The sequence below is a fragment of the Flavobacterium sp. GL_143 genome (assembly GCF_057834355.1).
Genome location: NZ_CM174401.1, coordinates 2,225,746 through 2,240,461, shown reverse-complemented (window position 1 = coordinate 2,240,461; position 14,716 = coordinate 2,225,746). Strand labels below are relative to the sequence as shown.

The window sequence follows — 14,716 nt, the reverse complement described above, 5'->3', positions numbered from 1 at the left end:
TAATAAAAAGTATTACAATACATGAAATATCTTTTTATCCTAATCAGTTTTTTCAGTTCATTTTTGTATTCCCAATTCAATCGGAATACAGATAGTGCTGTCTATTATGACCAAAAAGCAAATTCTAGCCTTAAAGAAAATAAGTATAGCCAAGCGCAATTTTTTACCGAAAAATCAATTCTATTTTGCCAAGCAACTCATAAAATAGAAAACCAAGCCAGCCAAACTTTTAAGCTTGGTAAAATTTACTACAATCAAAAAAAATATGATGAGGCTTTAATCAACTTCAATAAAAGTGTTGATTTATTAAAAGACAAACCTTTATCTATCACCAAAGCGCTTGCACTACATTATATTGGAATAACCAATACCGAAAGAGGAAAGCATAATCTTGCTCAGGCGTATTTCGACAAATCAAAATCGGTATTTAAGCAGTTAAATATCGTTGACTCAACTCAGGCGTTAAATCTTCAGAAAGGAATTGCTTTAAAAACCAATCGTGAATATAATTTAGCCATTTCTACTTTCAAAAAAATAATTGAATTACCTGACAGCCAAAATACTATAAAGACAAAAACTGATGCTTATTATCAACTTGGTCTTATAGAGAGTGATTTAAAAAGAAATGATTCTGCCATATACTATCTGGATAAAGCATTAGAATTAACTACAAAAAGTAATGACCTTAACCAGAAGGCAACTATTTTATTAGCCATTAGTAAATATTATAAAAATCATCAGGATTATGACAGAGCTTATACTTATCTAGATGAACATTATCAATTAAAAAACTATATTTATAAATTAAAAAATTCAAAATCTGATTTTGATGATTTTAAAAAATTCAAGACTAAAGAGGTAATAAACAGCGCTATCCAAAAAGAGAAGAAAGACCTTGAAGATAAAAAAACATACAAATACTCTAAATTAATAAGTATTCTTGCTATTGCTTTAATCTCTATTTTATCTCTTTTGAGTTTATCTCTTTACAAAAACAATATTATTCGAAATCAGAATAATATGCTTTTGAGAGAAAAAAATAATGAGTTAATTATTGCAAAGAATAAGGCAGAAAAAGCATCAAAGGCCAGATCTGAGTTTTTATCGACGGTGAGTCATGAATTGCGAACTCCTCTTAATGCAATTAACGGTATTACGCATTTATTAATAGAGGATAACCCAAAAAAATCACAGAAAAAATACTTAGAATCATTAAAGTTTTCCGGGAATTATTTGACTACATTTATTAATGAAATCCTAGAAATCAATAAAATAGATTCTAATAAACTTGAAACAGAGAATATAAGTTTTAATCTAAAGGAATTATTAATAAACATACAAAGCTCTTTGAAGGAATTGGCTACTGCCAATAAAAATTATTTTAATCTAGACATTGACAAAAGCATTCCAGACAATTTAATTGGTGACCCAACAAAATTGTCTCAGATTATAATGAACCTGATTAATAACGCCTTAAAGTTTACAGCAAACGGACGTGTAAATGTAATTGTAAAACTACATTCATTAAAAGAAGAAGCAGCAACTGTTTATTTTGAAATAGTTGATACTGGAATAGGAATTCCAGAGGACAAACTACAAACTGTTTTCGAAAGTTTTTCGCAAGGCTCTATAGAAGTCAACCGAAAATATGGAGGAACTGGTTTGGGACTTACGATTGTAAAAAAATTAACCGAAATGCTAGGTGGAGAAATCAATCTTAAAAGCGAAGTTGGTAAAGGTTCTACCTTTACTTTTAAACTTAAGTTTTTAATAGACAGCGAACCATTAGCTATTAAAGAAGAAACCAAATTGTACAACGACTACGAACTAAAAGACAAAAATATTCTATTGATAGAAGACAATAGAATTAATCAAATGATTACTCGTAAAATGCTCGAGAATAAAGGCATTACTTGCGAGGTAATCGATAATGGAGAAGATGCGATTGAGTTATTAAAAATCAAACGATTTGATATGATTTTAATGGATGTACATTTACCTGGAATAAATGGAACCACAGCTACTAAATATATTAGAGAATTTGACAAAATAACGCCAATTATAGCTTTGACTGCTATTTCGCTAGATGAGAACAGGGAAATGTTATTATCATTCGGGATGAACGACGTAATAACAAAACCCTTTGTTCCTGATGAATTTTACAGCATTATCGCTAAATGTTTTAACGTAAGCGCTTAATACTCTAAAATCAAGTTTTTTATCAAAGCTCTTACTTTAGGCTCGGCCATTTTTGCCGCCTCAAGAACTTCATCATGCGAGATTGTATCTATACTTTCTTCGTTACCCATATCGGTAATTACAGAGATTCCAAAAGTTTCTACATCCATATGGCGTGCTACAATAACTTCTGGTACTGTTGACATTCCTACGCAATCTGCTCCAAGAATTTTAACCATTTTATATTCAGCCAAAGTTTCAAAAGTTGGCCCTTGTAAACCAAAATAAATCCCATCATGAATTTCAACATTCAATCTTGATGCAATTTCTTTGGCTTTAATGATCATCTTTCTAGAATATGGTTCACTCATATTTACAAATCGAGGTCCAAAACGCTCATCATTTTTACCACGCAAAGGATGTTCGGGTGCAAAATTAATATGGTCCTTAATAATTACTATCGAACCTACTTTGTAAGCTGCATTAACTCCTCCTGAAGCATTAGAAACCATTAATTTAGTAACTCCTAAAAACTTCATTACTCTAACCGGAAAAGTAACTTCTTCCATAGAATATCCTTCATAAAAGTGAAAACGACCTTGCATCGCAACCACTTTTTTATCTCCAATAGTTCCAAAAACTAAAGCTCCTTTATGACCTTGAACTGTAGATACCGGAAAATTAGGGATTTCATTATAAGGTAATGTGTACTCTATTTCGATATCATTTGTAAAACCTCCTAAACCTGAACCTAAAATCACTCCATATTCTGGTGTGAACTGTGTTTTTGATTTTATATAACTAACTGTTTCCTGAACTTTTTCCCACATAATTTAAAATTGTTGTATCAAAATTGCTTTGATAATTAATAAAAGTGCTTTTAATAGGCAAATAAAATAATTGCGGCGCAATATTAGTGCCTTTTAAGCGAACATAATCCTTTTCGGTTGTAATAATTTTATGTTTTTTTGCTTTATTCGCAATCGTTGTAATATCCGTTTCTGTAAAGTGATGATGATCAGGGAATGTAAGACATTCATCATCGTTAGATTTTAAAAACTCAAAAAATGGTGTTGGCTTTGCAATTCCAGCTAAAAGCAATTTTCGCTCATTTTTAATTTCTTCGATTGCTAATTTCCCCGTTTGAGAATAAATACAATCATCATAATCGATATAAGTAAAGTATAATTCTTGTGTTGGCTCTAGTTTTAGCTTTCTACGAATATTTTCCTGTTCGGATTCCTGAAGTCCAGAAGGACATTTGGTTACAATAACAATATTCGCTCTTTTTGCTCCACTCCTGCTCTCTCGTAAATTTCCAGTTGGCAACATCCAATCATCCGCATATAAATCGCCATACGAAGTAAGTAAAATATAAAACCCAGCTTTTACTTTTCGGTGCTGAAATGCATCATCGAGCAAAATAACCTGAGGCTTTTTAGGTTGAGAAAGTAATTTTTGAATTCCGTTTGTTCGGTTAGCATCTACTGCAACCTGAATATTTTTGAATTTTTGAAAAAACTGAAAAGGTTCATCTCCTAATATAACAGCATTAGAAGTTTCATCGGCAAGCACAAAACCCTCAGATTGTCGCTTATATCCACGACTAAGTGTTGCAACCTGATATTTATCTGATAACAATCGGATTAAATATTCTATTTGTGGCGTTTTGCCAGTTCCCCCAACACTAAGATTACCAACGGCTATAATCGGAATATCAAATGATGTTGATTTTAAAACTCCCTTATCAAAAAGGAAATTCCGTATACTAGTGATGATTCCATATAAAATGGCAAATGGGAAGAGTAATTTTCGAAGTAAATTCATAATTTATTTATCAGAATAATGTCCCATGGCTGAAACTATAATAACAGTTACAATTTCATCTTCTACCCGATAAATCATACGATCTTTTTGATTAATACGTCTAGACCAATATCCTTTAAGATTATACTTCAATTCTTCAGGGTTTCCTTCACCTGAAAAAGGGTCTTCAGTTAACTCTAAAAGTATTTTTTCAATCTTTTTTATAGTTGCTTTATTTCCTGATTTATAGTGATTTTTGAAATCTTTACGAGCAATGTCGTCAAATTCTACAAAATACTTCCCCATATATCATCAGGATTTAATCTTGTAGTTTTTCCTTTTTTAATATTTGCTTCTGCTTTTTTAATTTTAGCAATAAACTCAGGACTATATATACTTTCTGTTTTTTTAATTTTTTTTGAATCTGTTTCAATAATTTCGATTCCTTCGACATCTTTAAAAAAGGATTCAGACATAGCGATAAAAGCTTTCCCCGCTTTAGTGCGTTCGTTAATTTTTATTGTTATTGTAGTCATGACTATAAATTTTGAATAAACAAAGATACAACATTCGTAATTATTTAGTGCGAATTAGTATTACCATTAGTATGAATAAGTATTACCAGATATAATTATTATTCGTTAATTTGTTTCAGGTTTCCTGCTACTTTATAAAACATGAAACCTGAATCAAAAAAATAAAAAATGAAAATCAAAGAAATATTAGCAGTCCTCGAAGAAATGGCTCCTTTGGCTTACGCCGAAGATTTTGATAATGTCGGGCTTTTAGTTGGTGATTCATCTACAGAAGCTACAGGGGTTTTAGTTTGTCACGATGCGCTTGAAAACGTGATTAACGAAGCTATTACCAAAAATTGTAATCTGGTTGTTTGTTTTCATCCGATTCTATTTTCTGGGATAAAAAAAATAACGGGTAAGAACTATGTAGAACGTACTATCCTTAAAGCTATAAAAAATGATATTGCTATTTATGCCGTTCACACTGCATTAGACAATCACTCGCAAGGAGTAAACAAAATATTCTGTGATGCTTTGGGCTTGATAAATACAAGTGTTTTGATTCCGAAACAAAATTACATTCAAAAATTAATCACTTATACTACTCCTGATAATGCTGACAAGGTTCGAAATGCAATGTTTGCCGCTGGCGCAGGAACTATTGGTAATTATGATAATTGCAGTTTTAATACCGAAGGTTTTTTTACTTTTCAGGGAAATGAAGACAGTAATCCTGTAATTGGCGAAAGAGGAAAACTACATACGGGAACTGAAATAAAAATTGAAGTTATCTTTGAAAAACATTTGCAATCAAAAATTCTGAAAACACTGTTTGCCAATCATATTTATGAAGAGGTAGCTTATGAAATTTACGATTTACAAAATGCACATCAAAACATTGGTTTAGGTATGATTGGAGAATTTGAAACTCCGATGAACGAAACTGATTTTTTACCTTATGTAAAAGAAAAAATGTTAGCAGATGGTATTAGACATTCTGCTTTAATTGGCAAAAAAATTCATAAAGTAGCTGTTCTTGGCGGATCTGGAAGTTTTGCTATAAAAAACGCAATTCAGGCTGGAGCCGATGCTTTTTTGACAGCCGATTTAAAATACCATCAGTTTTATGAAGCCGAAAATCGATTACTATTAGCCGATATTGGACATTTTGAAAGCGAACGCTATACAAAAAATTATATTGTTGATTATCTTCGGAAAAAAATCCTTAATTTTGCAATCATTTTATCAGAAGAAAATACAAATCCAGTTAAGTACTTATAGAATATGGCGAATACGAAAGAATTAAGTGTTGAGGACAAGTTAAGAGCAATTTACGATTTACAGCTAATTGACTCTAGAATTGACGAAATCAGAAACGTAAGAGGAGAACTTCCATTAGAAGTGGAAGATTTAGAAGATGAAGTTGCAGGTTTAGGCACACGTTCAGAAAAATTGAAAAGCGAACTAGAAATAGTTGAAGAGCAAATCAAGACTAGAAAAAATGCTATTGATGATCACAAAGAAGCCATCAAAAAGTACACAAAACAACAAGAATCAGTTCGTAACAATAGAGAATTTAACTCTTTGACTAAAGAAGTTGAATTTCAAGAATTAGAAATTCAATTAGCTGAAAAGCAAATCAAAGAAATGAAAGTTTCTATTGAGCATAAAAAAGAAGTAATCTCTGGTTTAAAAGAAAGACTAGAGTCTAAATCTTCTCATCTAAAACACAAAAAATCTGAATTGGATGCGATTATGGCCGAAACTCAAAAAGAAGAAATCTTCTTATCTGAGAAATCAGCTGAGTACGAAGTTTTAATCGAAGACCGTTTATTAGCGGCTTACAAACGAATCAGAACTAGTGTTCGTAATGGTTTGGCTGTAGTATCTATTGAAAGAGGTGCATCTGCAGGTTCTTTCTTTACTATTCCACCACAAACACAAGTAGAGATTGCCTCTAGAAAAAAAATCATCACTGATGAGCATTCTGGAAGAATCTTAGTTGATAGTGCATTAGCAGAAGAAGAAAAAGAGAAAATGGATTTATTATTTTCTAAATTCTAAAGAATATAAAGCCTCGAAGTTCGGGGCTTTTTTTATATTAAAAATTACAATTTTGGGACTTAAAGAAGGTATTCGTTTCATAACATTAAAATCCGTTGGGCAATATATTAACTTTTTAAGTTATGTACGTCCAGAAAAAGCTGCGCAGATTTCATACGCCCTTTTTAGCCAACCAAGAGAAGGAAGATTAAGCAAAGAAAACTTACCAGAAATATTACAAGACACCAAAACTGAAACGTTTCATCATAACGAGCACCATTTTCAGACTTATACTTGGGAAGGAAATGACACCAAAATATTACTCGTTCACGGATGGGAAAGTAACGCTTCGCGCTGGCAAAAAACACTCCCACACTTACAACAATCAGGAAGTACCATTATTGCGATAGATGCGCCTGCGCACGGACAAAGTAGCGGTAAAGAATTCAACGTACCTCTTTATGCAGAGTTCATTAACAAAGCTGTACAAAAATACCAGCCTACAATTATAATTGGTCATTCTATAGGCGGAGCCGCTTGTGTATATCACCAGCATTTATATCCAGAAACCAGTATTCAAAAAATGGTTATTCTAGGTGCTCCATCAGATTTACAAACTCTTATCAATAATTATATTTCCATGTTAAGCCTAAACGAGAAAATGGTTCCGCTTTTAGAGAATCGTTTTGTAAATCGTTTCAACTTAAAACTGGAAGACTTCTCTGGAAAAAAATTCGCTTCAAATTTCACTGTCAAAGGATTAATTGCACACGATATCGAAGATAACGTAGTCGCTTTTGAAGAAGGAGAAAAAATAGCCAGCACTTGGAAAAATAGCCAATTTATAGCTACAAATGGTTTAGGCCACGGCATGCATGATGATGAGCTGTACCAAAAAGTAGTTGCTTTTTTATTTCCTTAAAAGAGGTTTTCTAAGGTTCTAAGGTTCTAAGGTTCTAAGGTTCTAAGGTTCTAAGGTTCTAAGGTTCTAAGGTTCTAAGGTTCTAAAAAAAAGCATTCTGCTTTTTTTTAATTCACTAAAAATCTAAGAAGTCTAAACTACTATTTTAAATTGTTTGTATAATTCTTTTTCTCCTTTTCCTGTAATAATTATTGCTCTTGAATTTTCAGTTTTTCGCAACCAATCATTGACTATCATTTTATTCAATAATGACGTAGCTAGAGATCCTGCCATGTGATTTTTTCTTTCGCTCCAATCAAGACAAGGCTTCAAGAATAAACGTCTTTGTTTCCTGACCTCATCTACATTTATTCCAAAATCCGAAAACCATTTTATCCCTTCAGGACTAATTTCAAAATCATTATTAGTATCAATAATTATATTTTGCTCTAATAAACTATTCGTTAAAGCCACACCTATTTTCCCTGCTAAATGATCATAACATGTTCTGCAATGTTTTATTGGCGGAAGCTTTTCTGTATTCATTTTTTGAGAAATTTCTTGTGGCGGAATAAGGCTTGCCATCCCTTCGATAGCATAAGCAATTTCTTTACTTGAAAATCGATAATATTTATGACGTCCTTGTTTTTCTACACAAAGCAAATCTGCATCTAACAACTTTCCTAAATGCATGCTTATATTTTGCGGCGATGTATTCCCCACAATTGCCAGTTCTGTAGCTGTAAACGCTTTTCCGTCGAGCAACGCCCACATAATTGATGCTCGGGTTGGATCACCGATTAATGTTGCGATTTTTATAAACTGTTCTTCCATTTTATACAATCATAGTTAAATCTAAACTGAAGTATCTACGTGTAAAGTTAAATAACTTTGTTAAAAATCATAATCTATGTCACCTACTTTATTCTTTCAATCGGATATTAAAGACCCGTATGCTATATATAAAACAATGCTTAATGAGCATCCTATTTTTTGGGATGAGGCAAACCAAATTTGGGCAATTTATTCTCATGAATACTGCACAGAAATTCTAAATAGTCTCAACGTAAATATCCCAACTATTAATCCTAATAACGAACAGAAACTTAATGAATATGCTTTAAAAATCATCAATCATTTATCCCGATTATCAAACGGAACCCAACATGTCATTGCAAAAGAAACTGCAATGCTTTTATTTGCTAACATGAAATCAATTGACATTAATCAAATCATTGCCGAATTATTAGATAATGATTTAATCGAAAACAAAATAGATTGGGTTGATTCTGTTTGCAAAAAACTTCCTGTTTTGGTTATTTTAAAAAGCTTTGGCTTTGGGCAAAATGATTGCAAATTCATTTCTGAAAAAATAGACCTTCTTGTAAAAATAATGCTGCCAAATAAATCTGCAGAACAGGTTCAGGCAATTAATGAAATTTCAGAAAATAGTTATTCAATGGTAAAAAAGCACTTATCAAGTCTTAGTTTTTATAAGCCTTTACTAGATAAAATATCCGAATCGCATACTATTTCTTTGGAGGAAACGATAACAATATCTGTAAGCAATTTAATTGGATTGTTGATTCAAAGTTACGATGCTTGCAGAGGTCTTTTAAGTAACTCTTTATTACAAATTATTAATACTCATAATCTAATACCCAAAAACAATATTAATAAAACACAGATACAAAAATTAGTTATTGAAACCCTGCGCTTTGATCCACCAATTCATAATACAAGAAGAGTTGCAATTACGGGTATTGTATTAGATAAAACTATAATTAAAAAAAATGAAACCCTATTATTGGTTCTTGCTGCTGCAAATCGTGACCAAAAAAAATTCGACAATCCTTTAAGTTTTGATATCGAAAGAATCAATAATGATGAGAATCTTACCTTTGGGATTGGAGGGCATATGTGTCTGGCTAAATACTTTTCGATTCATCTTACAACTGAGACTTTATTTCATTTATTTAATAATTATAATACAATTGCAATTCTAGAAAGTAACATTCTGTATGAACCTATGATAAATGCCAGATTACCTAAAAACATCTGGATTTCGATTCAATAATTTAAATTAAACAACATGATAGCAGTAATTTTTGAAGTAATTCCTAACGAAGAAAAAAAACAAGAATACCTTGACATCGCCGCAAGCTTACGTCCTGAGTTAGATAAAATCTCTGGTTTTATATCTATAGAACGATTTCAGAGTTTTAATGACCCTGGAAAAGTTTTGTCTTTGTCATTTTGGAAAGATGAAGAAAGCATCCAACAATGGAGAAATCTCGAAATGCATCGTAATGCTCAGTCTAAAGGGCGACAAGAAATTTTTAAAGATTATCATTTAAGAATTGCCGATGTAAAAAGAGATTACGGAATGTTTGACAGAAAAGAAACGCCAAAGGATAGTCCTTTTTAGGAGGTTCAAAGGGACAAAGTTGCAAAGGAACAAAGGTTCTGATCCCGAGGCTTCGGGACTGAGGTTCTGAGGTTCTGAGGTTAAAAAAAAAGCAAAATGCTTTTTTTAAAGATTTCGAAAAATCTAAAATCTAAAATCTAAAATCTAAGAAGTCTAAAAGGTCTAACAATCTAAGATGTCTAAAATTAAAGATGTCTATTTTTTGACTACTTTTGCACTATGGAAGAAAATCTAAAACGCCTCAACAAATTCATTGGAGAAACTGGATATTGTTCTCGTCGTGAAGCTGATAAACTAATCGAAGAAGGACGTGTAACCATAAACGGAATTGTACCTGAAATGGGAACGAAAGTTTCACCTGATGACGAAGTACGCATAGACGGAAAGTTAATCGTAGAAAAACACGAAAAACCAGTTTATTTAGCTTTTAATAAACCTGCTGGAATCGAATGTACCACTAATCTGGAGGTTCGTAACAATATTGTAGATTACATTAATTATCCTAAACGTATTTTCCCAATTGGTAGATTGGATAAAGCCAGTGAAGGTTTAATTTTTATGACCAATGATGGTGATATTGTAAACAAAATTCTGCGCGCAAGAAATAATCACGAAAAGGAATATACTGTAACTGTAAGTAAACCTATAACGGATCGCTTTATTGAGCGAATGGGAAATGGTGTCCCTATTCTTGATACGGTAACCAAAAAATGTAAAGTAGAGCAAATAAGCAAATATATCTTTAAGATTATCCTGACTCAGGGTTTAAACCGTCAGATTCGAAGAATGGCGGAATATTTAGGTTATGAAGTTACTGCCTTAAAGCGTATTCGTATTATTAATATTTCTCTTGATGTTCCCGTAGGTCGCTACCGTGATTTAACAGATGCTGAAATTAAAGAATTGAATGAGCTTATTGAACCTTCGAGTAAAACTGAGGAAGCAAGTTTACCTAAGATTGAAACTCCAAGAAGAAAAACTGAATTTATAAAAAGAGACGATCCTCGATTTAAGAAAAGAGGAGACTATTAAACTCTTGTACTTACAAATCTATATAACAAAGAAAGCCTGGAACTGAAATTCCAGGCTTTTCTTTTTCTACAATCTTATTTTTTACCAACAAGTAATGCTATTTTATGATAATTGAATATTTAATTCCAATTACCTTAATAAACATTTTTAAAAATTATTTATTTACTTTTCAGATCCGCTTCTTTTTAAATAGTTTCAAAATTTCACTTTTCCAAAAAAATATTAAATTGGTGTTATTCCTGTAAGAACAGGATTTCCAGACAATGGGTCATAAATCTCAACGAGAGCTTCATAAGGAAGTCCGGATGAAACAACTGTTGCATTACATTTAAGACGATAATTTGTTCCTGCCACAACCTGCGTTGAAACTGCAGTTGGATTATATTTCACTCCAAGCAAACCATTCATTGCTTTTCTGAATATTTGTAAATCTTCTGGGGTTGGAGTATGATAAAGTGTCCATCCTCCCAGTAGTGTCTCCGTATTATTTATTAGGGCATTATTTGACATAATTTCTATAGTTTAAATTACTTTAATTACTCTTAGAATCTTCAGAAATCACTTTTTAAAAAATTGATACTGAACTTTTTTTGAGTATTAAATCCTTGTTATTTTCACAACATGCGGGTCACCAACTAGTGGTTTAAAAATCTTCACTATAGCTTCATAAGCAATCTCTGAAGGCGGAATTGACGCAGTACATCTAAAACGATAGTTTATTCCTGCTACCACCTGTGTCGCAACTGCCGTAGGGATATATTTTACTCCAACATAACCTTCTAAGGCTTGTTTAAATAATAATAAATCTGCAGCTGTAGGTTTGCGAAAATCTGTCCATCCACCTAATATAGGCTCATGGTTTTCTAAGACTTGGGTTTGACTTGACATAATGTTATAATTTAATTGTTCTTGGTCCTACTCATAAGGCTTTTCGGAAACGCCACGTTTCTAAATAGAGCACGAAAACCCTATTTAATGAATTACTTGCCAGATAAATTATCAGGCAAATAAAAAGTCATGGAGAATTAAATTATGCTAGCTTTAATCAATTCCCTATAGTAAAACTATAGCACAATTAAATCTGTAAATAAGAAAATGTCATGAGAACGGAAATCATTGTCATGAAAAGTAAAAAAAGTAGTATGGGATTTTTCCCTAAAGTAAATAAGCAAAAAAACCTCCTTCATATAATATGAATGAGGTTTTAGTTGTAGAGAATTATATAAAGTAAGATTATCTCAATACGCGAAACTTTTTAACGAAATCTCTGTATTTCTCGCTTAGGACAACTTTGTGGTTTCCTTTTAAAACAACGAGATTATCATTGACAATTATCTCTTCTATCTTGCTTAAATTTACAATATAGTTACGGTGTGTTTGACTAAATTTAGCCGGGTCCAAAAACTGAATGATTTTGGTAAGAGATATTAAGATTACAAATTTTTCGACGTCTGTTATTATATTGCAATATCTGTCTTCAACTTCTATATAGACTATATCCTCAATTCTAACTTTTTTTAAAGCTTTATTTTTTTTGATAAAAAGATAGTCGTCACTTATAACGGTATCTTGTTCTTCGCCAACAAAAACATTGGTCTGACCATAAAACTTCTCGACTGCCATTTCTAAGGCATACAAGATTTCTAGTTCGTTAAATGGTTTTAATAAAAAACTAAATGGTTTGGTAAGTTTAGCTCTTTCAAAAATCTGACGATCTTTGGAACTTGTCAGGAAAACAAAAGGTTTTAAGCCATTAGGAACAATATTAATTGTTTCTGCAAAAGTAACTCCGTCTGGTTTTCCGTCTAAAAAAACATCTATTACTACAACATCTATCGCATTGTTATAAAACAACGCTAACGCTTCGTTATAAGTAGGTGCAATGCCCACAATATTATAATTATTAGCGGTAAGCACTTTTACAAGCGCATCGCTTTCTGCTGGAGTATCTTCGATAATAAGTACATTTATATTATCCATGATTTTTAAACTTTTGTAATACGATAATTATTTTAGTTCCAACATTTTCTTCACTCTCAATTTCTAATCTACCACCATTTTTATAGATCATACTTTTGCATAATTGCATTCCTAATCCAGTTCCTATTGTATCATCATTTTTCTTTTTAGAAAGTAATGCTGTTTTTTTCAATAGCTCTTCTTGTGTAGAAGCACTCATCCCTAATCCGGTATCTTCGACAACTAGATAACAAAAATCATCATCTGAATCTCGGGTGTAAATCGAAATATTGCCATTGTCTTTCGTAAACTTAATCGCATTATCTAATATATTACGGATAATTATTTTAAGTGAATCCATATCGGCAAATACATAATCTGTAGTAGAAACTCTATTTTCAAAACTGATGTTTCTATTTATCATTAATGGCTTATAATTATATTCTACATGTTGTACAATTGTCGCCAAATGCAGCGATTCCTGAAAAAAATAGGTTTGTTTCGTTTGCAACAAAGCCCAATTGAGTAAATTATCTAACAAATTATAAGCTCCGTTAGCAATTGCACTATTATTATGTAACTGTGTATCTAGCTCGGTATAATTCTTGGTCTCCAGATTCTCAATTAACTTGCTATTACTTGTTTTTAAAGCATTAACCGAAGATCGTAAATCATGACTTACTATAGAGAATAACTTATCTTTTGTAGCATTTAATTTGTCTAACTCTTCTTTTTGAGCCAGGATAATTTTATTATTTTTTATTTTTTGTCTGTAAAAATATACCCCTGTCCCAAACAAGATTAGCAATAAGACTGAAGAAAACAACAAGCTGTTTCTTTCAGCAATTTTTATTTTATTCTCGGCTTCAAGTATATTTACTTCTTTTTGCTTTTGCTTTACTGCAAATTTCTTTTCTAAATCAGCAATTGCCCAAACTTTATTCTGATCGTTTAAAGAATCTTTCCAAGTCTCGTATTCTTTACGATAAGCTAGAGCAAGCGGGAAATTTTTTCTATTCTCCTCAACTACTGCCATATTTAATGTCGCAGTTTTTTTAAATGCAAAAGATTTTACTTTTTTAGAAAGGTGATACCCCTTTTCAAAATAAGGAATTGCCTGATTGTCCTTATATTGTTCATAATATAAAGTAGCAATATCCATATAGGATCCAATTAAGGATAAAGTATCTTTTTCAACCTCATGTAATTTCGCACCTTTAAACAAATACTCTTCTGCTTTATCAAATTCTTTAAGATGTAAATAACACAATCCTATATTATGTAAAACATTGCTCCTTTTATAATCATAACTAACAGTATTAGGAAATTTCTCTATTTCTTGAAAATACTGCAAAGCATTTTTAAATTCATTTTGCCCTAATGCAATTTCACCCAATTTCATTTTTACTTTATAAAAAAACTGAAAATCATTAGAAATTTCATTAAACTCTTTTTTGGATTCATTAAGTAATTTTTTTTCCTTAAAACTAATCCCTCTAAAATAATGACAATAATCTGTAAGCTCCTTATTTGTTGTATTACTTATTTCTTTCATAGAATAAACAAGGGTCGAATCCCAATTACCTTGTTTAAAAAACATTTGAGCTTTATTAAAATTGACATTCTCTTTAAACTTTTTGACTTTTGCTTTAATTGCTAAATCCATTAAACTACCAACATCTTGTCGCTCCTGTGAAAAAAGAAGGAAGGAAAGAAAAAACAATATTGAAGTAGCAAATAATTTAATTTTAGTCATTATACTCTTATACTTTATATTTTACATATTGATATTTATATAAAAGCGTTATAGAAATTTATTTATCTATCCCGCTTTTATTATAGACTTAACAA

General features: G+C 31.4%; 16 protein-coding genes. 7 read left to right on the top strand and 9 right to left on the bottom strand.

Annotated features, from left to right (window positions below):
• The first annotated feature begins 21 nt into the window (after positions 1-21).
• On the top strand, positions 22-2,199 hold the full coding sequence (locus AC3IPI_RS09760) for a tetratricopeptide repeat-containing hybrid sensor histidine kinase/response regulator (RefSeq protein WP_489158731.1): 2,178 nt from the start codon (positions 22-24) through the stop codon (positions 2,197-2,199).
• Here the strand turns inward: AC3IPI_RS09760 and AC3IPI_RS09755 are convergent.
• The 4 genes from AC3IPI_RS09755 to AC3IPI_RS09740 are packed head-to-tail and all read right to left on the bottom strand — an operon-like array spanning position 2,196 to position 4,520.
• Positions 2,196-3,008 (bottom strand): purine-nucleoside phosphorylase, encoded by an 813-nt coding sequence (locus AC3IPI_RS09755; protein WP_039118100.1) that lies wholly within the window; start codon positions 3,006-3,008, stop codon positions 2,196-2,198. The genes AC3IPI_RS09760 and AC3IPI_RS09755 overlap by 4 nt on opposite strands.
• The gene (gene lpxK / locus AC3IPI_RS09750) at positions 2,980-4,005 is read right to left on the bottom strand and encodes a tetraacyldisaccharide 4'-kinase (protein ID WP_039118101.1); all 1,026 of its coding nucleotides are present in this window, start codon (positions 4,003-4,005) and stop codon (positions 2,980-2,982) included. Before lpxK ends, AC3IPI_RS09755 begins: the two co-directional genes overlap by 29 nt.
• 3 nt (positions 4,006-4,008) lie before the next feature.
• Positions 4,009-4,290, bottom strand: coding sequence for a Txe/YoeB family addiction module toxin (locus AC3IPI_RS09745; protein WP_039118102.1), 282 nt, complete (start codon positions 4,288-4,290; stop codon positions 4,009-4,011).
• A complete protein-coding gene (locus AC3IPI_RS09740) occupies positions 4,272-4,520 on the bottom strand; it encodes a DUF2683 family protein (protein ID WP_264208392.1) in 249 nt (82 codons plus the stop codon). The genes AC3IPI_RS09745 and AC3IPI_RS09740 overlap by 19 nt, the downstream gene beginning before the upstream one ends.
• Positions 4,521-4,688: 168 nt before the next feature.
• Here AC3IPI_RS09740 and AC3IPI_RS09735 point away from each other — a divergent pair, with 168 nt between their 5' ends.
• From AC3IPI_RS09735 to AC3IPI_RS09725, 3 genes are read left to right on the top strand one after another with little or no spacing between them, the layout of a single operon-like run.
• Positions 4,689-5,783, top strand: coding sequence for a Nif3-like dinuclear metal center hexameric protein (locus AC3IPI_RS09735; RefSeq protein WP_489158727.1), 1,095 nt, complete (start codon positions 4,689-4,691; stop codon positions 5,781-5,783).
• A gap of 3 nt (positions 5,784-5,786) precedes the next feature.
• On the top strand, positions 5,787-6,566 hold the full coding sequence (locus AC3IPI_RS09730) for a zinc ribbon domain-containing protein (protein WP_039112380.1): 780 nt from the start codon (positions 5,787-5,789) through the stop codon (positions 6,564-6,566).
• Positions 6,567-6,618: 52 nt separating this feature from the next.
• Positions 6,619-7,467: an alpha/beta fold hydrolase gene (locus tag AC3IPI_RS09725; protein ID WP_039118105.1), complete on the top strand. Its 849-nt coding sequence runs from the start codon at positions 6,619-6,621 to the stop codon at positions 7,465-7,467.
• Between the two features lie 132 nt (positions 7,468-7,599).
• Here AC3IPI_RS09725 and AC3IPI_RS09720 read toward each other — a convergent pair whose 3' ends face one another.
• Positions 7,600-8,280, bottom strand: coding sequence for an ArsR/SmtB family transcription factor (locus AC3IPI_RS09720; protein ID WP_489158724.1), 681 nt, complete (start codon positions 8,278-8,280; stop codon positions 7,600-7,602).
• Positions 8,281-8,356: 76 nt separating this feature from the next.
• Between AC3IPI_RS09720 and AC3IPI_RS09715 the strand changes: the two genes are divergently transcribed.
• From AC3IPI_RS09715 to rluF, 3 genes are all read left to right on the top strand, one after another.
• Positions 8,357-9,523 (top strand): cytochrome P450, encoded by a 1,167-nt coding sequence (locus tag AC3IPI_RS09715; RefSeq protein ID WP_489158722.1) that lies wholly within the window; start codon positions 8,357-8,359, stop codon positions 9,521-9,523.
• 15 nt (positions 9,524-9,538) lie between these two features.
• Complete coding sequence (locus tag AC3IPI_RS09710) at positions 9,539-9,874, top strand: antibiotic biosynthesis monooxygenase family protein (protein ID WP_039112384.1); 336 nt, start codon at positions 9,539-9,541, stop codon at positions 9,872-9,874.
• A gap of 219 nt (positions 9,875-10,093) precedes the next feature.
• On the top strand, positions 10,094-10,906 hold the full coding sequence (gene rluF / locus AC3IPI_RS09705) for a 23S rRNA pseudouridine(2604) synthase RluF (protein WP_039119850.1): 813 nt from the start codon (positions 10,094-10,096) through the stop codon (positions 10,904-10,906).
• 222 nt (positions 10,907-11,128) lie between these two features.
• Here the strand turns inward: rluF and AC3IPI_RS09700 are convergent, their stop codons facing one another.
• From AC3IPI_RS09700 to AC3IPI_RS09685, 4 genes are all read right to left on the bottom strand, one after another.
• Positions 11,129-11,416 (bottom strand): hypothetical protein, encoded by a 288-nt coding sequence (locus AC3IPI_RS09700; RefSeq protein WP_489158719.1) that lies wholly within the window; start codon positions 11,414-11,416, stop codon positions 11,129-11,131.
• A gap of 87 nt (positions 11,417-11,503) precedes the next feature.
• On the bottom strand, positions 11,504-11,794 hold the full coding sequence (locus AC3IPI_RS09695; RefSeq protein WP_052250156.1) for a hypothetical protein: 291 nt from the start codon (positions 11,792-11,794) through the stop codon (positions 11,504-11,506).
• A gap of 345 nt (positions 11,795-12,139) precedes the next feature.
• A complete protein-coding gene (locus tag AC3IPI_RS09690; RefSeq protein WP_039119852.1) occupies positions 12,140-12,886 on the bottom strand; it encodes a LytR/AlgR family response regulator transcription factor in 747 nt (248 codons plus the stop codon).
• On the bottom strand, positions 12,879-14,621 hold the full coding sequence (locus AC3IPI_RS09685; protein WP_489158716.1) for a tetratricopeptide repeat-containing sensor histidine kinase: 1,743 nt from the start codon (positions 14,619-14,621) through the stop codon (positions 12,879-12,881). Before AC3IPI_RS09685 ends, AC3IPI_RS09690 begins: the two co-directional genes overlap by 8 nt.
• Positions 14,622-14,716 lie beyond the last annotated feature (95 nt).

Coding starts and splice junctions, on each gene's coding strand:
- AC3IPI_RS09760 (WP_489158731.1), top strand. CDS start 22: ATGAAATATCTTTTTATCCTAATCAGTTTTTTCAGTTCATTTTTGTAT.
- AC3IPI_RS09755 (WP_039118100.1), bottom strand. CDS start 3,008: ATGTGGGAAAAAGTTCAGGAAACAGTTAGTTATATAAAATCAAAAACA.
- lpxK (WP_039118101.1), bottom strand. CDS start 4,005: ATGAATTTACTTCGAAAATTACTCTTCCCATTTGCCATTTTATATGGA.
- AC3IPI_RS09745 (WP_039118102.1), bottom strand. CDS start 4,290: ATGGGGAAGTATTTTGTAGAATTTGACGACATTGCTCGTAAAGATTTC.
- AC3IPI_RS09740 (WP_264208392.1), bottom strand. CDS start 4,520: ATGACTACAATAACAATAAAAATTAACGAACGCACTAAAGCGGGGAAA.
- AC3IPI_RS09735 (WP_489158727.1), top strand. CDS start 4,689: ATGAAAATCAAAGAAATATTAGCAGTCCTCGAAGAAATGGCTCCTTTG.
- AC3IPI_RS09730 (WP_039112380.1), top strand. CDS start 5,787: ATGGCGAATACGAAAGAATTAAGTGTTGAGGACAAGTTAAGAGCAATT.
- AC3IPI_RS09720 (WP_489158724.1), bottom strand. CDS start 8,280: ATGGAAGAACAGTTTATAAAAATCGCAACATTAATCGGTGATCCAACC.
- AC3IPI_RS09715 (WP_489158722.1), top strand. CDS start 8,357: ATGTCACCTACTTTATTCTTTCAATCGGATATTAAAGACCCGTATGCT.
- AC3IPI_RS09710 (WP_039112384.1), top strand. CDS start 9,539: ATGATAGCAGTAATTTTTGAAGTAATTCCTAACGAAGAAAAAAAACAA.
- rluF (WP_039119850.1), top strand. CDS start 10,094: ATGGAAGAAAATCTAAAACGCCTCAACAAATTCATTGGAGAAACTGGA.
- AC3IPI_RS09700 (WP_489158719.1), bottom strand. CDS start 11,416: ATGTCAAATAATGCCCTAATAAATAATACGGAGACACTACTGGGAGGA.
- AC3IPI_RS09695 (WP_052250156.1), bottom strand. CDS start 11,794: ATGTCAAGTCAAACCCAAGTCTTAGAAAACCATGAGCCTATATTAGGT.
- AC3IPI_RS09690 (WP_039119852.1), bottom strand. CDS start 12,886: ATGGATAATATAAATGTACTTATTATCGAAGATACTCCAGCAGAAAGC.
- AC3IPI_RS09685 (WP_489158716.1), bottom strand. CDS start 14,621: ATGACTAAAATTAAATTATTTGCTACTTCAATATTGTTTTTTCTTTCC.